General features: G+C 71.4%; 15 protein-coding genes. 7 read left to right on the forward strand and 8 right to left on the reverse strand.

Annotated features, from left to right (window positions below; translation table 11 throughout):
- Positions 1 to 103 precede the first annotated feature (103 nt).
- Genes AB0I22_RS02270 through AB0I22_RS02290 form a run of 5 tightly spaced genes read right to left on the reverse strand, consistent with a single transcriptional unit; the run spans position 104 to position 5,929 of the window.
- Positions 104 to 1,342, reverse strand: coding sequence for a styrene monooxygenase/indole monooxygenase family protein (locus AB0I22_RS02270; RefSeq protein WP_363128711.1), 1,239 nt, complete (start codon positions 1,340 to 1,342; stop codon positions 104 to 106).
- 13 nt (positions 1,343 to 1,355) lie between these two features.
- Entirely contained in the window at positions 1,356 to 1,958 is a 603-nt protein-coding gene (locus tag AB0I22_RS02275; protein ID WP_363129080.1) for an ATP/GTP-binding protein, read from the reverse strand.
- Positions 1,959 to 1,965: 7 nt separating this feature from the next.
- On the reverse strand, positions 1,966 to 2,367 hold the full coding sequence (locus AB0I22_RS02280; RefSeq protein ID WP_363128712.1) for a DUF742 domain-containing protein: 402 nt from the start codon (positions 2,365 to 2,367) through the stop codon (positions 1,966 to 1,968).
- Complete coding sequence (locus AB0I22_RS02285) at positions 2,364 to 2,855, reverse strand: roadblock/LC7 domain-containing protein (protein WP_363128713.1); 492 nt, start codon at positions 2,853 to 2,855, stop codon at positions 2,364 to 2,366. Before AB0I22_RS02285 ends, AB0I22_RS02280 begins: the two co-directional genes overlap by 4 nt.
- On the reverse strand, positions 2,852 to 5,929 hold the full coding sequence (locus AB0I22_RS02290; RefSeq protein WP_363128714.1) for a nitrate- and nitrite sensing domain-containing protein: 3,078 nt from the start codon (positions 5,927 to 5,929) through the stop codon (positions 2,852 to 2,854). The genes AB0I22_RS02285 and AB0I22_RS02290 overlap by 4 nt, the downstream gene beginning before the upstream one ends.
- A 407-nt stretch (positions 5,930 to 6,336) precedes the next feature.
- On the opposite strand from AB0I22_RS02290, the gene AB0I22_RS02295 reads away from it, so the two are divergent.
- Complete coding sequence (locus tag AB0I22_RS02295) at positions 6,337 to 7,107, forward strand: hypothetical protein (RefSeq protein ID WP_363128715.1); 771 nt, start codon at positions 6,337 to 6,339, stop codon at positions 7,105 to 7,107.
- A 33-nt stretch (positions 7,108 to 7,140) separates the two neighbouring features.
- On the opposite strand, the gene AB0I22_RS02300 is transcribed toward AB0I22_RS02295, so the two are convergent.
- On the reverse strand, positions 7,141 to 7,635 hold the full coding sequence (locus tag AB0I22_RS02300; protein ID WP_363128716.1) for a MarR family transcriptional regulator: 495 nt from the start codon (positions 7,633 to 7,635) through the stop codon (positions 7,141 to 7,143).
- Between the two features lie 248 nt (positions 7,636 to 7,883).
- Between AB0I22_RS02300 and AB0I22_RS02305 the strand changes: the two genes are divergently transcribed.
- Positions 7,884 to 8,780, forward strand: coding sequence for a lysozyme (locus AB0I22_RS02305; RefSeq protein WP_363128717.1), 897 nt, complete (start codon positions 7,884 to 7,886; stop codon positions 8,778 to 8,780).
- A 136-nt stretch (positions 8,781 to 8,916) separates the two neighbouring features.
- On the opposite strand, the gene AB0I22_RS02310 is transcribed toward AB0I22_RS02305, so the two are convergent.
- Positions 8,917 to 11,724, reverse strand: a complete 2,808-nt coding sequence (locus AB0I22_RS02310; protein ID WP_363128718.1) for a M4 family metallopeptidase — start codon at positions 11,722 to 11,724, stop codon at positions 8,917 to 8,919.
- A 310-nt stretch (positions 11,725 to 12,034) separates the two neighbouring features.
- Between AB0I22_RS02310 and AB0I22_RS02315 the strand changes: the two genes are divergently transcribed.
- Positions 12,035 to 13,585, forward strand: a complete 1,551-nt coding sequence (locus tag AB0I22_RS02315; protein ID WP_363128719.1) for an AMP-binding protein — start codon at positions 12,035 to 12,037, stop codon at positions 13,583 to 13,585.
- A gap of 124 nt (positions 13,586 to 13,709) precedes the next feature.
- On the opposite strand, the gene lon is transcribed toward AB0I22_RS02315, so the two are convergent.
- Positions 13,710 to 16,145: an endopeptidase La gene (gene lon / locus AB0I22_RS02320; protein WP_363128720.1), complete on the reverse strand. Its 2,436-nt coding sequence runs from the start codon at positions 16,143 to 16,145 to the stop codon at positions 13,710 to 13,712.
- A gap of 250 nt (positions 16,146 to 16,395) precedes the next feature.
- Between lon and AB0I22_RS02325 the strand changes: the two genes are divergently transcribed.
- Genes AB0I22_RS02325 through AB0I22_RS02340 form a run of 4 tightly spaced genes read left to right on the forward strand, consistent with a single transcriptional unit; the run spans position 16,396 to position 21,357 of the window.
- Positions 16,396 to 17,106 carry a TnsA-like heteromeric transposase endonuclease subunit gene (locus AB0I22_RS02325; RefSeq protein ID WP_363128721.1) on the forward strand — a complete coding sequence of 237 codons (711 nt, stop codon included), beginning with the start codon at positions 16,396 to 16,398 and terminating at the stop codon, positions 17,104 to 17,106.
- A 20-nt stretch (positions 17,107 to 17,126) separates the two neighbouring features.
- Positions 17,127 to 19,139, forward strand: a complete 2,013-nt coding sequence (locus AB0I22_RS02330; protein ID WP_363128722.1) for a Mu transposase C-terminal domain-containing protein — start codon at positions 17,127 to 17,129, stop codon at positions 19,137 to 19,139.
- Positions 19,136 to 20,221 (forward strand): ATP-binding protein, encoded by a 1,086-nt coding sequence (locus AB0I22_RS02335; RefSeq protein WP_363128723.1) that lies wholly within the window; start codon positions 19,136 to 19,138, stop codon positions 20,219 to 20,221. Before AB0I22_RS02330 ends, AB0I22_RS02335 begins: the two co-directional genes overlap by 4 nt.
- Positions 20,221 to 21,357 (forward strand): hypothetical protein, encoded by a 1,137-nt coding sequence (locus AB0I22_RS02340; protein ID WP_363128724.1) that lies wholly within the window; start codon positions 20,221 to 20,223, stop codon positions 21,355 to 21,357. The genes AB0I22_RS02335 and AB0I22_RS02340 overlap by 1 nt, the downstream gene beginning before the upstream one ends.
- The last annotated feature ends 141 nt before the right edge of the window (positions 21,358 to 21,498 follow it).

Here is a 21,498-nt window from a genome sequence, read left to right on the forward strand (position 1 = left end):
GCAGGCTAGAGTTCGGTAGGGGAGATCGGAATTCCTGGTGTAGCGGTGAAATGCGCAGATATCAGGAGCGGCCGCACCCCTCTTGTGTGTCAGATCTCGTATGTCAGACCCGGGCCGCGATCTCGCCCAGGTACGCCTCCGCCTTGGCCGGCTCGTAGAAGAAGTTCTCGAAGTCCGACGGGTCGTTGAAGCCGTTGGCGAAACGGTCCGCTATCGGCTGGAACTTCCCCGCCGCGCCGATGATGTTCAGGACGTGCTCCGGCGGCGGGGCCAGCATCGCGTTGGTCCACTTCGTGACGTGCCGCGCCGTGTGCCAGTAGCGGTCGAACGCGGCCTGCATCCACTGCTCGTCGAAGGGCTCGTCGCCCCGCTCGACGATCGAGGCGAGGTACGAGGCCGCGCATTTGGACGCCGAGTTGGAGCCCTGCCCGGTGATCGGGTCGTTGGCCACGACCACGTCCCCGACGCCGAGGACCAGGCCGCCGCTGGGCAGCCGCCCGATGGGGTGGCGCACCGTCGGGGCGTAGCGCCCGGCCAGCGTGCCGTTGGCGTCGGTCAGCTCGACCTTGGTGGCCCGCGCGTACTCCCAGGGCAGGTACCGCTCCAGCAGCTCAAGGGTGACCGCGAGGTGCTCGTCGGGGTCCTTTATGCCCTGGAAGACGTCGAGCGGGCCGCCGGGCACGCCCTCCCAGAAGAGGATGTCGGCCCGGCCGGAGTTGGTGAGCGTCGGCATGACGAACAGTTCGCCGACGCCGGGCACCAGGTTGCAGCGGACCGCGTCGAAGCCGGGGTGCTCGGGGCGCGGCCCCATGCCGTGCACATAGGCGACGGCCAGCGCGCGCTGCGGCGCGGCGTACGGGGAGCGCGAGGCGTCCCGGCCGAACATCGACACCAGCTCGCCCTTGCCCGCGGAGACCAGCACCAGGTCGTAGCGGCGGGCGAAGAAGTCGAGGTCGGAGACTGCCGCGCCGTGGATGACGAGCTGCCCGCCGCGCTGCGCGAAGGTCTCCATCCAGCCGGCCATCTTCACCCGCTGGTCGACCGACTGCGCGTACCCGTCCAGCATGCCGACCCAGTCGACGGCGCGCGAGGAGTCGGGGGCCGCGACGGAGACGCCGAGGCCCTTGATGCGGGGGGCCTGGCTCTCCCAGAAGTTGATCTGGAGGTCGCGCTCGTGCTGGAGCGCCGTGTGGAACATGCACTGGGTGGACATGACCCGGCCGGTGCGGACCTCGTCGGCGGTGCGGTTGGACATCAAGGTGACCTCGTAGCCCTGCGACTGCAAGCCGAGGGCCAGTTGGAGGCCGGACTGGCCGGCTCCTACGACGAGTATCTTCCGCATGGTTCTCCAGCTCTTATTCGGGGGTGACGTCGTGCGCGTGGCCGACCATGGCCAGCAGCGATTCGACCACCGTGATACGTCTGCGGGCATCCATGATCACAACAGGTACGCGCGGAGGCACGGAGAGCGCGTCGCGCACGTCCTCCTCCTCGTAACGGGTCGTGCCCTCGAAGTGGTTGACCGCGACGATGTACGGCAGCCCGCAGCTCTCGAAGTAGTCGAGCGCGGGGAAGCAGTCCTCCAGCCGCCGGGTGTCGGCCATCACCACCGCGCCGATCGCGCCGCGCACCAGGTCGTCCCACATGAACCAGAAGCGCTTCTGGCCGGGCGTGCCGAAGAGGTAGAGCACCAGGTCGTCGTCGAGCGTGATCCGGCCGAAGTCCATGGCGACCGTGGTCATGGTCTTCTCCGGCGTCGCCGCCAGGTCGTCGACGTCCTCGCTGGCCGCGGTCATCACGGCCTCGGTCCTGAGCGGGGTGATCTCCGAGACCGTGCCCACGAACGTCGTCTTGCCGACGCCGAACCCGCCGGCCACGACTATCTTCGTGGCGACCGGCGCCCGGGTACGGTCCGTCTGCCAGCTCTGCAACCCCTCCTCGGCGGCCGGCGAGGCCATCACCGTGTCAGAGTCTGCGAAGTCCACTCAACACCCTTTCCAGCAGCGCGCGGTCGGGCTGGCCGGTGCCGTGCCCGGTGCCGTAGACGCGGATCTTTCCTTGGTCGGCCAGGTCGCTGACGAGCACGCGCACGACGCCGAGCGGCATCTTGAGCAGCGCGGAGATCTCGGCGACCGAGCGCATCCGGCGGCACAGCTCGACGATGGCCCGCATCTCGGGCATGACCCGCGAGTTGAGGCCGCCGGATTCGAGCTCCCGCCGCTCCTCGGCGGCGTCCAGCGCCGCCACGAAGGTCTCAACGAGCAGGACGTGTCCGAAGCGGGTCCGTCCGCCGGTGAGCGAGTACGGGCGTACCCGCGCGGGTTTCTTGTCCGAACCGCGGACGGGCAATCGGCGTGCGGAGGTCACTGTTCTGCCTGCCTTGGCTCCATCGACTTCCGCAGCTCGCTGCGGAGTTCAGGGGTGAGGACATGACCGGCCCGGCCCACGAAGAGCGCCATGTGGTAGGCGACGATGTTCATGTCGCAGTCGGGGGCGGCCTGCACGCCGAGCAGCGAACCGTCGCTGATCGCCATGACGAACAGGCTGCCCTCGTCCATGGCCACCATCGTCTGTTTGACGATGCCGGCTTCCATGAGCTTGGCGGCGCCCGTCGTCAGGCTGCCGAGGCCCGAGACGATCGTGGCGAGGTCGGCGCTGGAGCCCCGGGGCCCCTCGTGCGCCGCCGGGCCGGGGGCCGCGGCGCTCTGCTCCGGGTCGGAGGAGAGCAGCATCAGGCCGTCCGAGGAGACGACGGCCACCGACCGTACGCCCGGCACCTCTTCGACCAGGTTCTCCAGCAGCCAGTGCAGGTTACGGGCCTCGGTGCTCAGCCCGTACGTACTCGGCGCATTCAATCGCGTGCCTCCTCGGCAGTGCCATCCTCATCCAGCGCCCCCGCTTGCTGATGGTCAGTGTTCCGCATCTTCATCCCCGCCGTGATCTCGGCCTCGGCGTCCCGGCGTCCGTCCCGCGCCCCCTGCTGGAAGCCGCCGAGCTGACGCCGCAGCGCCTCCGCGTCGACTCCCCTGCCCTGACGTGGTGCGGAGCCCTGGAGTGTCACGGTCCGCGGGGTGCGCTTGGGGAGGCCCTTGCCCGTGGTCCGCTGATCGGCTTCATCCGCGAACGGGTCGGCGAAGGGGTCGGCGAACGGGTCGGCGGGGACGGATTCGGCGGGGCGCAGCCGGGCCGCCCCGGCGGGGTGCGGCAGGTCGGCCGCGGGCCTCGCGTGCTCGTCGGGGCCGGGCGCGTACGCGCTCGCGACCTGGCCGGTGACGGGCGGCGGCACGGCCCCGGTCGGCGCGTCCGGCACGGCTCGTACGGGCCGCTCGGACGCGTCCGGTGGGGTGGTTTCCGCGCCGGAGGAGGTCTCGCCGGACCGCCGGGCGTGTCGGCCGGCCGGCGGCTGCTGCGGGTCGGGGATGGCGGCGAGCTGGATGGTGCGCTCGGCCGCCTCGATGAGGGGGTCCGGGTCGGCTTTCCGCTCGGGCGGGGCGGATTCGGGCGTGTCGGGGCTCTGGGCCGGGGTCTGGTCGCGGCCTTGGCCTTGGCCCTCCTGGTCGCGGTCTTGATCCCGGTCCCGGTCCCGGCCTTGGTCGCGGGCTTGGCTCTCGCGATCCCGGCCTGGGGTACGGCCCTGGTCCGGCGACGGTCGCGCCGGCGCCGGTTCCCACGGTCCGATCGGGTTCGCCTCGGCGGCCGGGCCCGGTGTGGGCTGCCGCTCCGGGCCGGTGTTCTGGCGCGGCACCGCGGCCGGTTCGGCCGGCGGCGTGCCGTGCTCCGGACCGTCCCCGCGCGTCCCCGGCCCGCCCGCGGCGAGCGTCTCGCCGGTGCGCGCGGCGTTGCCCGGGAGCGCGTTGGAGTTGGCTTCCGCTATCGAGCCGGGCAATTGGACCGCCGGAGCCCCGGCGCCGCCCGGCACGACCGGCGCCGGTCCCAGCCCCGAGGGCCCGGTGGGCAGGAGCGCCTTCGGGAGGACGACGACCGCGGTCATGCCGCCCTGCTGCTGGGTCCGCAGCTGCACCCGCACGCCGTGCCGGGAGGCGAGCTGCGCCACCACGTAGAGCCCGAGGCCGAGCGTCTGCTCGCCGTCCGCGGTGTGCGCCTCCTGCGGGTCGGCCGCGGTCAGCAGGGCGTTGACGGCGGCCAGCCGCTCGCCCGGCATGCCGATGCCCTCGTCCTGTACGGAGAGCATGACGTCGCCGCTCTCCAGCAGCCAGCCGGAGAGCTGCACCCGGGCGTCGGGCGGCGAGAACGCCGTCGCGTTCTCCAGGAGCTCCGCGACCAGGTGGCTGGTGTCGTCGGCCGCGAAGCCGGTGACCTGCGCGTGCGGCGGCAGGGCCTGGATCTGCACCCGCTCGTACTTCTCGATCTCGCTGATGGAGGCGCGCAGCACGTCCAGCAGCGGCACATTGCCGGGGTGTCCCGAGCCGTGCTCCGCGCCCGCCAGGACCAGCAGGTTCTCGCTGTGGCGGCGCATGCGGGTGGCGAGGTGGTCGAGCTTGAAGAGCGTCTCCAGCCGCTCGGGGTCCTGCTCGTTGGCCTCCATGGTCTCGATGACGGCCAACTGCCGCTCGACGAGGCCGAGGGTGCGCAGCGAGAGGTTGACGTACGTGCCGTGCACGGTGCCGGTCAGCGCGGCGATCCGCTCGCGCAGCCGCGCCTGCTGGGCCTGGAGCTCCGTGCGTTCGTCGGCGAGGGCCTGGCGGGCGCCGATGAGCCGGGTCCGTTCGCCCTCCAGCTGGGTGATGCGCTCCCGCTGGCCCGCGGCAGTCTCGTGCAGCGTGTTGACGGACCGTACGACCTCGGCGAACTCGTCGTCGCGCCCCTTGAAGGCGACGGGCCGCTCCCCCGCCGGGTCGGCGGCGACGCGCCGGGCGCCGAGCCGCAGGGCGGCGAGCGGGCGGGTCATGGAGCGGGCGGCCTGGGCGGTGGCGCCGACGGCGACGAGGAAGCAGAGGGCGAGCAGCGCGGCGTCCAGCTCAAGGGCGGTGACGTCGTCGTCCCGGAGCTTCTCCAGCCGGGTGGTCTCGCTGCCGGCGAGCGCCGATTCGACGCCGCGCATCCGGTCGATGCGGGCGGTGAGGGCGGATTCGACGTCGCTTTTGGAGAGGTCGCGGTCGGCCGCGGAGAGTTCGGAGCGGGCGGTGAGGCGGGCGAGGTAGTTGTCGGCCGTGGTGACGTCGGGGCCGTTGACGGTGGCGCTGTAGGAGTCGCGGGCGGTGGCGGGGGCGAGCTGCTCGAAGTCGGCGGCCGCGGACTTCTCGCGGATCTCGGTCCGCTGGGCTGCGGCGGTGAGCTGGTTCTGCGCGGGGCCGTGCGCGGAGAGCGCGCCGAGGAGCAGGCCGCGGGTGGCCGACGCCTCTTCGACGGCCCGGCCGAGCGGCGGCAGGGCGGCGGCGGAGCCGATGCCGGCGCGGGCCGGGAGCTGCTGCGCGAGGGTGTCGGCGACGCCGTGCAGGGCCTGGACGGTCTTGGTGTAGGCGTCGAAGGTGTCGACGGCCTTGCCTGGGCCGGTCAGGGCCTGCTGGCGGGTCTTGGGGAGCGCGTCGAGCAGGGCGCGTACGGGACCGGGGGCCTGGCCGCGGTACTCGGCGACCTGCCGGTCGACGCGGGCGCGCTGGCTCTCGGTGACGCCGCCGGTGCCCGTGGCGCGGCCGGCGGCGACGAACTGGGTCATCGAGTCGCGCTCGTCGGCCAGGGAGTGGGCGAGGGCGACGGCGCCTCTGTTGGCTTGGGAGAGGTCCACGAGGTGCTGCGCGTCGTGGAGGTCGTCGACGGCGCCGAGTATGCCGGGGACGCCCGCGCCGAGCACGGCGACGGCCGCGACCGCGACGGAGACGACCAGTCGGTTACGTACGCGCGCGGTGCGCCGTCGCGCGACCGTCGTCTGCTGCTCGTGTGTACCGCCCCGAAGCCGCTTTTTCCGCACCGGTGCTCACAATCTTCGCTCGCCTGTCCCTATGTGGTGCCAGGAGGTGACGACGGTTCGGTCAACGGCGCGGACCACCCCTGGTGCCGATTTCGACTTTTGACCCTTTCAGCCCGGATCAAGGGTGGGTGCCCATCGCCTCCCCAGCCACTCCAAGGAGTGAACATCAACCAGAAGCTGACCCTCAACTTCTGTGCGGGGCCTGTGCGGCCCTGGGAAGGGGGCCGGCTGGAAAACCTCTTGGGGGCCTGGAAGGATGCCCGCCCGCAGCTCAGAGCCCTGCCGGGCGCCCGGCCGCCGATTCGCCGGCCGCCCCGAGGATGCCGCTCCCGGCTCGGGCGGGTCCCGGCCGCGCCCCGCGCGACCCGCGCCGCGCGTCCGCGTGCGGCCTCCGGCAGACTGGCCGGATGCGCATCGAACTCGCCACCCGGCCCGGAGATCCCCAACGCCCCAATGAGGACTTCGTGTCGGTGGCGCTGCCCGCAGGTGGACAAGGTGGAGCAATAGTGCTGCTGGACGGCGTGACGCCGCCGCCGACCGACACCGGCTGCACGCACGGCGTCCCCTGGTTCGCGTCCCGGCTGGGCGGCTCGCTGCTCGAACTGTGCGCCTCGCGCCGGGAACTGACGCTCACTGAGTGCCTGGCCGAGGCGATCGTCCGGACCGCCGACGCCCACCGCGAGAGCTGTGACCTTTCTCACGTCCGCACCCCTCAGGCAACCGTCGTCGCGGCCCGCTGGGACGCGGAACGCGTCGAACATCTGGTTCTGTCCGATTCCGTACTGCTCATCGAGCGCCCGGACGGCTCGGTGGACCCCGTCCTCGACGACCGCATCGACGCGCTGGCCGCCCTCGGGCCGGTGACGGACGACCAGCGCAACGCCGAGGGCGGGTTCTTCACCGCCGCGGCCGACCCCGCCGTGGTCGCCCGCGCGGTGACCGGGACGGCGCCGCGTACGGACGTACGGGCCCTGACCGCGCTCACCGACGGGGCGTCGCGCTGGGTGGAGATGTTCGGCGAGGGGAGCTGGCAGGACTGTCTGGCGGTGCTGCGCAAGGAGGGGCCGGACGCGCTGATCGACCGGGTGCGGGCGGTGGAGAACACCGATCCGGACGGCGGGGCGTTCCGCCGCTGGAAGCGCCACGACGACGCGGCCGCCGCCTTCATCGAGCCCTGACCTGCCGGGCTCCGCCGACGGGCGCGCCGGAGGTCAGGCTTCCGCGCGGGCGTTGAACTGGTGCAGCAGCCGGGCCAGTTCGGCGATTTCCGCACGGTCCCAGTCGGCGAGCCTGCGCACGTACTGCGCGCGGCGGGCGTCCCGTACGCGCGTGAAGCGGGCGCGGCCCTCCTCGGTGAGGGAGAGGAGCGAGGCGCGGCCGTCGGCCGGGTCGGGGGCGCGGGTGACGAGGCCCAGCTCGTCCAGGGCGCGCAGTTGGCGGCTCATGGTGGCCTTGCCGACGCCGAAGTAGGCGGCGAGGTCGGTGGCGCGCTGGGGGCCGCACTCCTGGAGCCGGACCAGGAGTCCGTAGGCGGCGGCCTCCAGTTCGGGGTGGACTTCCCTGGCCATCTCGCCCGAGGAGGCGCGGGCCCGGCGCAGGAAGACCGCCAACTCGCGCTCCAGGGCGAGGAACGCGCGGTCGTCCGCGCTTCCGGCAACGGTGCGGTCGCCGCCCTCCGCGGGCGGCGGGGTCCCGGTGTTGTGCACGTCAGCGCCCTCTCCAGCTGTTCAGGTCTGAAACTTTCCGCTCACCGCGGTCGTATCGCCGCAGCTTGGCCAGTATTTCGCAGGATTAGACCAACGGCAGCACCCGGCCCCTCTATCGCCGCACCCTTCCGCGCCCGTAGCGTCTGGCCTGTCATGGCCACTCCAACCCATGGTTTCTACACCGGCAAAGGGCGGGAACAAGTCATGATGTATGAGGACATCCCCCACTGAGTCCCTCGGAGGCACGCATGCCCGAGCACAGATCCGGTCCGGCCCGCCGCGGACTCCGCGCGCCGGCCGGGAGCCCCTTCGCTCTCGTCTCCCTCTGCTCCGCCCTCGCCCTCCTGCTCTCCCTCCTGGCGCTGCCCGCGACGGCCGCAGCCGCGGACGGCGCCCGGACCGCCCGCCCGGACCGCGGCTCCGAGCCGTCCCACCCGGACCGCGACTGGATGGGCTCGACCCTCCCCTCCCACGAGCCCCACGCACGCGCCGGCCACGTCCCGCGGCCCCGCCTCAGCGCCTCCGTCGAGGGCGTGGACGTCTCCAGCCACAACGGCAACGTCAACTGGCAGACCCTGTGGAACAGCGGCGTCCGCTGGGCCTACGTCAAGGCGACCGAGTCCACCGGCTACACCAACCCCTACTTCGCGCAGCAGTACAACGGCTCGTACAGCGCCGGCATGATCCGCGGCGCGTACCACTTCGCCACCCCCGACACCTCCTCCGGAGCGGCGCAGGCCGCCCACTTCCTCGCCCACGGCGGCGGCTGGTCGCGGGACGGCAAGACGCTGCCCGGCGCGCTCGACATGGAGTACAACCCGTACGGCGCGGCCTGTTACGGCAAGAGCGCGAGCGCGATGGTCGACTGGGTCCGCGACTTCTTCAACGCCTATAAGGCGAAGACCGGCCGCGATCCGGTGATCTACACCTCGACCAGCTGGTGGAAGGCGTGCACCGGCAACTACGCCGGGTTCGGCGCCGCCGATCCGCTGTGGATTCCCCGCTACGGCCCCTCGGTCGGCGAACTCCCCGCCGGATGGGGCTTCTACACGATGTGGCAGTACACCTCGACGGGCCCGACCGTCGGCGACCACAGTGTCTTCAACGGAGCGTACGACCGGCTCCAGGCGCTCGCCAACGGCTGACGGCGACCGGCCGGACGAGGGCGGGCGCCCCCTGGACGTGTACGGGCGGACGCGTCCGTACACACGAGGGCGGGCCCCCGGGCATCGGTGCCGGGGGCCCGCTCGCTCGCTCAGCCGCTCACATCAGGCGGTGATGTCAGCCGCACAGCCCCGCCGGGCGGGTGCGCGTGACGAGATCGGTGTAGCCGGTGGTGCCGTCGATCCACACCACCTGCTTGCCGCCCGCCGCCACGGGCGAACTCTGCTCGCCGCGGTTGCAGGAGACCCGGTTCCTGGCCTTCCCGTCGAGCGAGAGCTGCCAGAGCTTGGGCAGCGTCTCGTTGCGGTACTCCGTGTCGGGCAGCACCGTGTTGACCGTCACCGCCTCCTCGGAGACCGTCAGGTCGAAGGGGAAGAGGGCGTTCGGGCCCGTCTCCTTGCTGATGTCGGCCGCCCCGGTGCCGTCGGGGTTCGCGCGGCGCACCGCCATCTGCCCCTCGTCCGTGGCCACCTCGTCCGCCAGCCAGTAGACGCCGGAGCCGTTGATGCCGGTCTGGCCGATGCCCTCGGGGGCGCCGAGCTGCCCCATCAGGGTCGTCTTGCCGGACTTGAGGTCGAGCACCTCGGTGCCCAGCTTGTACGTGCCCGCCTCGGGGTAGAGCTTGGCGTACGCGATCCGGCCGCCGTGGATCGACGGCAGCGCCGAGCCCAGCTGGTACTTGCCGCCGTCCACGTAGGTCGGCTCCCGGTCGCCGGGCCGCAGGTAGCCGACGTGCCGGCCGCCGAACGGGTCCATGGACTCGAAGGCCACCACGCCGGCCTCGACCCGCAGGCCGGAGACGTCGGTGGTGCTGGTGTAGAGCTTCTTGATCGGGCCGCCCGCCAGCGGCCGGGACAGGATGTCCAGGCTGGTCGTGCCGTAGGCCGCCCAGACCACGGTCTTGCCGTCGGTCGCCGGGTAGACGTGGAAGCGCCCGTCGTTGGGGCTGATGAGCTTGGGGTGGCCGGAGCCGTCGGCGCGGCCCGCGTAGACCGAGTACGGCTCGGAACCGTCGTCGTTCGACTTGGACGTGACCCACCAGCCGCCGCCCGCGCCCACGCCCGTACCGGCGGTGTTGAGCTTGCCGAGGAGCTGGTCGGAGTCGACGCCGAGGGCGTTCTCCCAACCGGGCACGATGCCATGGGCGTTGAACGACCGCTTGACGGCGTTCAGGTCCTTGGCCGAGACCTTGAGGTCCTTGGCGGCCGCGAGCACCGCGTTGCGCCCCTCGGTGAAGCCGTCGAGCGGCGTCATGTACGCGGTCAGCGCCTTGTACACGATCTTGTCGGCGAGCACCCGGCCGACGTCCTCGCGGATGTCCCACAGCGCGCCGGAGAAGATCGTCGAGTTGAGGTGGACGCCGCCGTTGTCGGTGGCGAAACCGACGCCCAGGAAGTTCTTGGACGTGGTGTGCCCGTCGTTGAGGTCGCGGAAGGCGCACTCGCGCGGGGTCTTGGTGCGGCAGAGGTGCTCGCCCAGCAGCCCGGAGTCCGGGTCGTCCATCGCCATGCCGGCCGAGTCGACGTCGATGGCGTTGCCGAAGTAGTCGGCTATGCCCTCGTTCAGCGCGCCGGACTGCCCGGCGTAGACGAGGTTCGCGCTGTTCTCGACGACGCCGTGGGTCATCTCGTGGCCGACCACGTCGAGGTCGGCGGAGAGCGTCTTGTACTCGTCGTCGCCCTGGCCGTACACCATCTTGGTGCCGTCCCAGAAGGCGTTGATGTACGGCAGGCCGTACTGGGTGACGCCGACGAGCGAGTTGATGGTGCCGCCGCGCCCGTCGAGGCTGTCCCGGCCGTGCACCTTCTTGTAGTAGTCGTAGACCTTGCCGGCCGCCCAGTGGGCGTCGACGGCGCCCGCCTCGGTGGCGTCCGCGCCGAAGGCCGGGGTAGGGGAGCCGAACTCCTTGATGCCGGCGGGCCACCGCCCGGAGACCTCGCTGACGTCCTTGCCGCGCACGTCCCAGGTGGAGACCAGGTTCTTGCTGGTGCCCCACATCCGCGAGTAGTCGTTCATCGTGTACTCGTTGCGGGACGCGTCCTTGTAGAGCCCGAGCGACACGGCGCTGCCGTCGTACTTGACGCCCGATCCGGTCGTGCCGGGGAAGTCGACGGCGGGGGCGCCGGCCGTCGCCTTTCCGCCGTTCGCCCGCGTCTTGGCCGACTTGAGCGCTTTGGCTGTTTTATTCGCCGACGTGCCGAACGTCTTGATACTGCTGTACTGAAGAAGCGGGAATCCCGCCTTCGCGTCGACATAGACCTCGCGCTGAACCGGCTCACCGGTGGCCGGATTCGTACCGTGCACGGTGACGTGGTGCGCGAGCATCCCCTCGCCCTTGGGCAGCACGACGAGGCCGCGGGAGGTGCCGGTCAGCGCCTTGGCCGACGCGGTGCGGACGCCCTTGGCCGGGGCGATGTCGCCCTTGTCGAGCTTGGCGCCGCCGAGCTGACGGGCCGTCGCCGTGACCGCCCGCCGGACGGCGGTCTCCTGGGAGACCGTCGCCTTCGTGTCGGCCTTCAGCCCGGTGAAGTACTTGCCGGAGGTGCCGGTGACGGTCCGTTTGCCGCCCTGGCGCTCCATGCGCACGACGTACTGGCCGCCGAGCACGTCGACGCCGTGGTGCTTCTGCTGAAGCCGTACGGTCTCGTCCGCGCCGCTGCGCACCGACTGGGCGGGCGCGAGGTCGCGCCGCGGGTCGGCGATCCGGTAGCGGCTCTCCTTGCCGGCGAGGTGGGCGCGCGCCGCGTCGGCCGCGCTGCCCGCGCCGTCGGCGGCCTCGTGAATGCCGGACACCAGCGCCGGAGTCTCGGTGCCCGTACCGGGGATCACCTCGGCCCCGGGCGCCTGTCGCGGTGCGGCCGCCTGGGCGGGGACCGCGGTCACGACAAGAGCGGCGGCGCCGATCAGCGCCGCCACTCCCGTCATGCCGCCGGCCCCGCCGGCTCTCGATCTTCCTGTACGTGCTCTGGACTTACGCAAGGTTCCCCTCCCGTACGTACCTGACCGCCGGAACATCTCTGGGCAGCGATATGCAACCTGTGATGAGTCGGACTATCAATGGGGCGGGGTGGGTTGGGGGCTGTTATCGGACACATGTGCCGACTTGGAGTCAGGGCGCGATTACGGATACCATGATTTTAGTTGCCATAGGCAACTAACAATAGGGGCAAAAACGCCTGCGTGAAACGCCGCCGGACCGCGCCGACCAGCGCTCCGGCTACGGGAGGAACCCTCAATGTCCAACGCCGACCCCACATTTCGCACATACGTGGAGGAAATCCTTGAAGCCCTGACCAACACCCCCGACCGCGAGGCCCTGGTCCACGGGGAACGCCGGATCAGCGCCGGGGAGTTCACCGAACTCGTCCACCGCATGGCGCGGGCGCTGGACGCCCAAGGCGTGGCCCGCGGCGAGACCGTGACGCTGCTCAGCGGCAACCTGCCGGAGACCGTGGCCGCCCGCTACGCCGCCGGTCTGCTCGGCTGCCGCGTCAACCACCTCTACAACAAGCTCTCCGCCGAGTCCCAGGCGGTCATCGTGCGCGACGTCGAGACCCGCGCACTGCTCGTCGACCCGCGCCTCACCGACCGGGCCGCGGAGGTGGTCGCACAGGCCCCGGTGGAAACGGTCCTGACGCTGGGTCCGGCGGCGACCGGCGCCGACCTGCTGGAGCTGGCCGCCGCCCAGCCCGCCGACCCGTTCCCCAGCCAGGCGCGGCCCGAGGACGTGGCCACCATCCGGCACACCGGCGGCACCACCGGCCACCCCAAGGGCATCTGCACCACCTACGGGCAGGGCCGCTGGTTCCGTTCCGCGACGCTGGATCTGGAGGACTCGCACCGGCAGCTGGCGTGCACCACCCTCGCGCACGCCGCGGGCATGATGGCCGACGCCACCCTGACCGGCGGCGGCACCGTGGTACTACAGGACGACTTCGACCCCGCGGCCGTGCTCGCCGCGATCGAGCGCGAGCGGATCACGCAGCTGTTCATGCTGCCGCCGCTGCTCTACCGGATGATGGACCACCCGGACGCGGCCCGCACCGACACCTCCAGCCTGCGCAACCTGGTCTACGGCGGCTGCCAGTCGTCGCCCGCCCGGATCGCCGACGCCATCCGGCGCTTCGGCCCCGTGCTGGTCCAGGGATACGGCCAGAACGAGGCCGGCGGCATCAGCATCCTCGGCACCGAGGACCACGACCCCGACCGCCCGGACCGGCTGCGCTCCGCCGGGAAGGTGATGGACGGCGTCGAGGTCGCGATCCGCGACGAGGACGGCCGAGACCTGCCGCACGGCGAGCACGGCGAGGTCTGCGTCCGCTCCTCCCAGCTCATGGAGGGCTACTGGAAGCAGCCCGAGCTGACGGCGGAGGTGCTGCGGGACGGCTGGCTGCACACCGGCGACATCGGGTTCCTGGACGACGAGGGGTATCTGACCATCGTCGACCGGCTCAAGGACATGATCGTCGTGGTCGGCGGCCATGTGTACACGACCGAGCTGGAGGACCTGCTCAACTCGCATCCGCGGGTCCTGCAGAGCGCCGTCTTCGGCGTCCGGGACGCCGACCGCATGGAGCGCGTGCACGCCGTCGTGGTGCCGGCGCCGGGCCATGAGGTCGACGGTCAGGAGCTGCGGGACATGGTGCGCGAGGAGCGCGGCGCGATGTACGAGCCGGCGCACATCGCCTTCATGGACACGCTGCCGCTGACGGACGTGGGGAAGCCGGACAAGAAGGAGCTGCGCCGCCTGGCCGAGGCGGAGCGGGAGCTGACGGCGGCTCACTGACGGGAACGGCCCGTACGCGGCGCGGGCCGCGCACACGGAACCGGCCCCTCCCCCGGGCCGCCTGGGCGACCTGGGCGGAGGGGCCGGTTCCACCGGGCGGCCCGTTCGCGTCCGTCACGGCCCGTCACGCCGCGACCGGGACCTCCGTACCCGTCGCGGCCGCCGCGGCGGGCTGAAGCGCCAGTTCCAGGACCTGGCGGACGTCCGAGACCGGGTGCACGTCGAGCCGGTCGAGGATCTCGGCGGGTACGTCGTCGAGGTCCGGCTCGTTGCGCTTGGGGATGACCACCGTGGTGATACCGGCCCGGTGCGCGGCGAGCAGCTTCTGCTTGACGCCGCCGATGGGCAGCACCCGCCCGGTCAGCGACACCTCGCCGGTCATCGCCACGTCCGGGCGGACCTGGCGGCCGGAGAGCAGCGAGGCCAGCGCGGTGGTCATGGTGACGCCCGCGCTCGGCCCGTCCTTCGGCACGGCCCCCGCCGGTACGTGCAGGTGGACGCCGCGCTCCTTCAAGTCGCCGACGGGCAGCTCCAGTTCGGCGCCGTGCGAGCGCAGGAAGGAGAGCGCGATCTGCGCGGACTCCTTCATGACGTCGCCGAGCTGCCCGGTCAGCGTCAGCCCCGCGCCGCCCGTCTCGGCGTCGGCGAGCGACGCCTCGACGTACAGGACGTCGCCGCCCGCGCCGGTCACGGCGAGACCGGTGACCACGCCGGGCACGGCGGTGCGCCGCTCGGCCGGGTCCTGGGCCGACTCGGGGGTGTGGTGCGGCCGCCCGATCAGGCCGCGCAGTTCGCCCGCGCCGACGGTGAACGGCAGCTCCCGCTCGCCGAGTTCGTGCTGGGCCGCGACCTTGCGCAGCAGCCGCGCGATGGAGCGCTCCAGGTTCCGTACGCCCGCCTCCCGGGTGTACTCGCCGGCGAGCTTGCGCAGCGCCTCGTCCTCCAGCACCACCTCGTCGTCGCCCAGCCCCGCGCGCTCCAACTGCCGCTTGAGGAGGTGGTCGCGGGCGATGGTGACCTTCTCGTCCTCGGTGTAGCCGTCGAGCCGGACCAGCTCCATGCGGTCGAGCAGGGCCTCCGGGATGGCTTCGAGGACGTTGGCGGTGGCGAGGAAGACGACGTCGGACAGGTCGAGTTCGACCTCCAGGTAGTGGTCGCGGAAGGTGTGGTTCTGCGCCGGGTCGAGGACTTCGAGGAGGGCGGCGGCCGGGTCGCCCCGGAAGTCGGAGCCGACCTTGTCGATCTCGTCGAGCAGGACGACGGGGTTCATGGACCCGGCCTCCTTGACGGCCCGTACGATCCGGCCGGGCAGCGCGCCCACGTACGTACGGCGGTGGCCGCGGATCTCGGCCTCGTCGCGGACGCCGCCGAGGGCGACGCGGACGAACTTGCGCCCCATGGCACGGGCGACACTTTCGCCCAAACTGGTTTTTCCGACGCCCGGCGGGCCCACGAGCGCGAGCACCGCGCCGCCGCGCCGCCCGCCGACGAGCCCGAGGCCCCGGTCCGCGCGGCGCTTGCGGACCGCGAGGTACTCGGTGATCCGCTCCTTGACGTCCTCCAGCCCGGCGTGGTCGGCGTCCAGGACGCCCTTGGCCCCGGCGATGTCGTACGCGTCCTCCGTCCGCTCGTTCCACGGCAGTTCGAGAACGGTGTCCAGCCAGGTCCTGATCCAGGACCCCTCAGGGCTCTGGTCGGAGGACCGCTCCAGCTTGTCGACCTCCTTGAGGGCGGCCTTGCGGACGTCGTCGGGCAGCTCGGCGGCCTCGACGCGGGCCCGGTAGTCGTCGCCCTCGGCCGCATCCGACTGGGATTCGCCGTTGAGCTCGGACAGCTCCTTGCGCACGGCCTCCAGCTGGCGGCGGAGCAGGAACTCGCGCTGCTGCTTGTCGACGCCCTCCTGGACGTCCTTCGCGATGGACTCGGCGACGTCCTGCTCGGCGAGGTGATCGCTGAGCCAGGACACGGCGAGCCGCAGCCGCGCCACCGGGTCGGCGGTCTCCAGCAGCTCGACGCGCTGCTGGACGGAGAGGAACGGGGAATATCCGGAGTTGTCGGCGAGCTGAGAGACATCGTCGATCTGCTGCACCCGGTCCACGACCTGCCAGGCGCCCCGCTTGCGGAGCCAGCTGGTGGCGAGGGCCTTGTACTCCTTCATCAACTCGGCGACGGCGCCGGGCACGGGCGCGTCGGGAGCGCTCTCCTCGATCTGGACGCCCTCCACCCAGAGCGCCGCCCCGGGCCCGGTGGTCCCGGCCCCGATCCGCACGCGGTGGACGCCGCGGATCAACGCGCCGGGGTCCCCGTCGGAGAGCCGCCCGACCTGCTCGACGGTGCCGAGCGTGCCGACGGCGGCATACGTCCCGTCGACGCGCGGCACCAGCAGCACCTTCGGCTTCCCGCCGCCGGAGCCGCTGGACCGCGCGGCGGCCTGCGCGGCCTCCACGGCGGCCCGTACGTCGGTGTCGGAGAGGTCGAGCGGCACCACCATGCCGGGCAGCACGACCTCGTCGTCGAGGGGCAGCACAGGGAGGGTGAGCGGTGTGGACGTCGAAGCCATGATCTTCCCTTCAGCAGGCAAGTTGAGCTATATGGACTCAATGCATATGAGGCTCCTGTTGTTCCCCGGCGGGTGTTCGCTGTGAGCGATCACGGCGGGCTGTCCTGTGGTGCCGAACTCTGCACATTCCAGCTTTACTCTGCATCCGATCTTGCGTAGGTCAGAGTTACCTTGCGTCGAGGGGCGGAGTTAGCAGAACGTGGTCAGTGCGTTAGGGGTGGTGCCCGGCGGTGTGCCGGGGCCGCCGCGGGTGGGGTTCGAGGTCGGGTACATCGACGCGGGCGGGTCGGAGCTTCGGCGCCCGCTGGCGGATGTGTGGGCGGTGCGGTTCGAGGATGCTGCGCCGGTACGTAGGTTCAAGCCGTACAAGGGACAGCGGCATCTGCCGGGGCTGTGGTGGTCGTCGACGGTGGGCGGGCACATCGGGTACGAGTCCTGGCTGGAGCGCGATCATGTGATGTTGCTGGACTTCGACCCGGCCGTGGTGGGGATCTCCTCGCAGCCGTTCTGGCTGTTCTGGGCCTCGGAGACGGGCAGGGGCGTCTCGCATGCGCCGGACTACTTTGCCCGCCGGGACGACGGCGGCGCGACCGTGGTCGACTGCCGTCCGGTGGATCGCCGGGGGTCGCGGGACTGGGCGAAGTTTGAGGAGACTCGGGCGACCTGCGCCCAGGTGGGGTGGGAGTTTCGGCTGGTGGGGGCGCCGGATGCGGTCGTGGTGCGCAATGTGCGGTGGCTGGCGGGCTACCGCACGCCCCGGCACCGGGTGGAGCCGGTTGCCTCCGGGCTGCGGGAGGTGTTCGCCGAGCCGCTGGCGCTGATGGACGGGGCCGCGGCGGTGGGGGATCCGGTCGCGGTGTTGCCGGTGCTGTTCCATCTGCTGTGGTCGCACGAGCTGGTGGTGGATGTGTCGGTGCCGCTGCACGCCGGGACGCTGGTGTCGCCAGGGGCGGTTCGGTGACGGCCGGACGGAATGTCCCCGTGCTGCGGCCCGGGGACTGGATCACTTATGACGGCGGGAACCACCAGGTGGTGGGCCTGGCGGGGGCGTCGGTGCGGCTGCGCTCGCAGGGCGGGGTGGAGTCGGTGGTGCTGGCGTCGTATCTGATGGCGTCGCCGGACTTCGCGGTGACCGGCTCGGATCCGCTGCCGGCGCTGGAGCCTTCGGGTCTGCTGGCGGCGCTGCCGGAAGCGGTGCGGTCGGCGGCACACGAGTGGGAACGGCACATGGTGGAGGTCGAGACGGGTCTGCCTCTTGGTGCCAGTCCGGGCATACGGCCGCGGCCCGAGTACGACCCGGCCCTGCGTTCGCTGATGGAGCGGATCGCGGCGAAGGCGGACGAGTTGGGGGTGAGTCTGCGCACGATGCAGGCCCGCAGGTCACGTTACGTTCAGCAGGGGGTTTGGGGACTGGTCGACCAGCGGGCGACGCGGACGTGGGAGACGACGGGACGGGCGGATGCCCGGCTGGTCACGGCGATCTGTGAGGCCCTGGACGCGGAGACGAACACGTCGACGGGGACCCGGTCCCGGCTCATCCGCCGGGTGGTCAAGATGGTGGAGGCCGCCCACGGCGAGGGGGTGGTGCCGCTGCCGAGCAAGAGCACCTTCTACAAGCTCGTCGATGTGCTTTCCACGGGGAAGCACACCTTCGGTTCGGCGGTCACTCGGCGGCAGGCGGGGAACCGGCCCGAGGGGCCGTTCACGCCGACGTTCGCGGACCGGCCCGGGGAACAGGTGCAGATCGACTCCACCCCGCTGGATGTGATGGTGGTGCTCGATTCAGGGCTGACCGCCCGCGCGGACTTGACGATCGCGGTCGATGTCGCGACCCGCACGATCTGTGCTGCGGTGCTGCGGCCGGTGGGCACGAAGGCGGTGGACGCCTCGCTGCTGCTGGCCCGGATGCTGGTGCCCGAGCCGATGCGGCCGGGCTGGTCAGCCTCGCTGCGGATGGCTGCTTCACGGATGCCGCACCTGCGGCTGCTGGACGTGGACGCGCGGATGGAACAGGCCGCCGCGAAGCCGGTGATCGTGCCGGACACCGTCGTCATCGACGGCGGGAAGGTGTTCATCTCCGACACCTTCATCCGGGCCTGCAACCGTCTCGGGGTCTCCGTCCAAAGATCAAGACCACGCACGCCTACCGACAAGGCCATCGTGGAGGCCACCTTTTCCGCGATCAACTCGCTGTTCACTCAGCATCTCGCCGGCTACACCGGAGCGAACGTCTCCCGCCGCGGCGAGAAGGTCGAGGACCAGGCCGTCTGGACGCTCCCCGAGCTCCAGGACCTTCTTGACGAGTGGCTTCTGGCCGGGTGGCAGGCCAGACGGCACGACAGTCTGCGCGACCCTTATCGGCCGAAGCAGGCGATGTCGCCGAACGACAAGTACGCCTCGCTGGTCGCGGCCTGCGGCTATCTTCCTCTGGTGCTGCGAGGCGAGGACTACCTGGAGCTGCTGCCGGTGGCCTGGCGGGCGGTCAACGACTACGGCATAAAGATCAGCTACCGCACCTACGACAGCGCGGACCTGGGGCCGCACCGGCGCCAGCACTCCGGCCATTCGGCCAAGCGCGGGCTCTGGGAGGTGCATTACGACCCCTACGACCTGTCCCGGGTATTCGTACGCACCCAGCAGGGCTGGATCGCCGTTCCGTGGGTCCATCTGCCGCTGGTCAACGCCCCGTTCGCGGACTTCACCTGGAGCCACGCCCGCCGTCTGGCCGCCGAGGCCGGTCTCGATGACACCAGCGAGGCGGTCGTCGCCCGCGTGCTGGACGAGTTGCTGACCCGTGCCGAGCACGGGCCGGACAAGCGCACGGCCAAGGTCGTGGGCCGCACCCGGGTGGCGGCCGCCGTCCATGCGCCCGCCGCGGCCCCCGCGATCGACTCCGATGCCGCATCCGAACCGGAGCCCGAGGTCCAGCCGTCCGCGACGGTGGTGCCCTTCGGGGTCTTCGATGCCCACGCCGAAGCCGAAAGGTGGCTATGAGCAAGCCCTCCCCTGCCCGCACCCCGGACACGGACATGGCCGACCAGGCTCCGCCGGACAGCCCGCTGACCACCAAGGAGGGCTGGCGGCACTTCGTCGGGCGCGAGCCGGTCCCGCCCCGGCTGCTGACCGCCGCCGAGCGGGCGGCGCTGAGCCGGTCCGAGCGTCTTGGTGAGGATGAACGGCGCCGGGAGTATCACGCCGACCTGCCGATGGTGAACACTCCGACCATCCGCAAGGTCATCGCCACGTCCCGGCTGCTGATTCAGCTCAACCGCAACCAGATCTCCGCCCGCCGCGGCGTGATCCTCTCCGGAGCCTCCGGCACTGGGAAGACGACCGCGCTCACGCAGTTGGGGCGGGCTCACGAGCTGGCCATCCGCAAGCAGCACCCGCGGGATCGTCACCGGCTCCCGGTCGTCTATGTCACCGTCCCGCCAGCGGCCACACCGAAGATGCTCGCGATGGAGTTCGCCCGCTTCTTCGGCCTGTCCTTCCCCACCCGGGCCAACGTCACCGACATCGTGGACGCGGTCTGTGCGACGGCCGCCCATGTCCATGCCGACCTCGTACTCGTCGACGAGCTGCACAACCTGAACCTGGCAACGCGGTCCGGGGCTGAAGCATCCGACCAGTTGAAGTACTTCGCGGAACGGCTGCCCGCCACCTTCGCCTACGCGGGCATCGATATCGAGTCCCGGGGCCTGTTCGCCGGCACCCGGGGACGGCAGATCGCCGGTCGTTTCGTCGTCATCCCCGCCGCCCCGTTCTCCCACGCCACCGACCAGGACCACGGCACCTGGCGGGCGCTGGTCGCCACCCTGGAATCTATGCTCCGGCTGCACCGCCACGAGCCTGGCACGCTCGCCGAGTTGAGCGAGTACATCTTCCACCGCACCGGCGGCATGATCGGCAGTCTCTCCCAGCTCATCCGCGGCGCCGCCGTCCTCGCCGTCGAGGACGAGAGCGAACGCATCACGCAGGACCTGCTCGCCCTGGTCCCGATCGACTTCGCCGCCGAGCAGTCCGAGCAACTCACCGCACCGGCCAAGCCCCCCTCCCGCCGGAGGCGCGCGGCCTGATGCTCGTGCGTACTCTGCCCGACCCCGTCCCGCCCGCCCGGCACGAGATCGCCGCCTCCTACATCAGCCGCCTGGCCACCCTCCACGGCCTGGACGTCAACGGCCTCTGGACCCAGGTCACCGAGCGGGAGAAGTCCGGCGGCATGCGCCGCGTCGTCGTCCCCGAACGGCTCGCCGCCCTCACCGGCCGGAGCGTTCACGCCCTCGCCGGAGCCCTGCCGGAACTGCGCGACCCACAACCCGAGTGGGCGATGTTCCGCCACCAGCCGCAGACCGGCTGCCACCGCTGCGACGCCCAACATGCCGGCGGAAAGGTGACCCGGCTCCTGCCGCACCACCGCTACGTCTGCCTGCGCCACCGCACCTGGATCGGACCGCCCGACGTCAACCAGCCCGCGGCCGACCTCGACGAGATCCCGGCCATCGTTCACTCCCAGCGCCGTCACCTACGGCTGCTGCGTCGCCATGGCTGGGCCGCCACCTACGACGCGGTACTGACCGCCTTCAGTTTCTGCGGGCACATCTGGGACACTGTCCGCCCGCCCGAGGACCGCCGGCACGTCTGGCACACCTGGGACGCACGGGCCCGCGTCCTCATACCCGACGACGAGACGACCGCCTTCCGCACTTACAGCACCTCGAAGCTGTTCGCCGCGGTCTATCCCGAAGCCGTCGGCCTGGCCACGCTCATCACGTCGCCCCACTGGCGCCACCGCGCGGGCGGGACTCTCCTCGACCAGCTCCGCTTCCTCGACGAGATCAGTCGCCGCATCAGCTACCCCTACACCGACAAGCCCGAGCTCGGCGACGCCATAGCGCACTGGGCCACCGTCGACTCCTGGCGACCGCCGTCCTCTCCGACGAACACGTACAGCCCAGCCAGGGCCCAGTGCCTCCTCCCACCTCTCCACGGCGGCAGCCTCAAGCGGCACGAGAAGAGCGCGCTCTGGTTCAGCCGGAACCGCAAGGCCGGATCCGCCCTGCTCCGGCACAACCACATCCGCCCCGTCATCGACCGCGCCTGGGCCCAGGACTACGAACGGATCGAAGGAGCCATCTGGCATAGCAAGCGCACCGACCAGCAACTCCTCGACCAGACAGCCCGCGAGCGAGTGGAGCAGAAAGCGGGCCGCTGACCATCCGACCTCGAAGTGCCGAGACAGCAGTCCGCCGGGGCCGATAGGTCTCGCAGTTGAAGAAGTCGAGTCGGCCCCGTTCAAGCAGACACCTCATACGTTGCCGGTCAGCCAGCCGCCGAGAACCACCCCACAAATCGT

Source organism: Streptomyces sp. NPDC050610 (assembly GCF_040654875.1).
Taxonomy (GTDB): domain Bacteria; phylum Actinomycetota; class Actinomycetes; order Streptomycetales; family Streptomycetaceae; genus Streptomyces.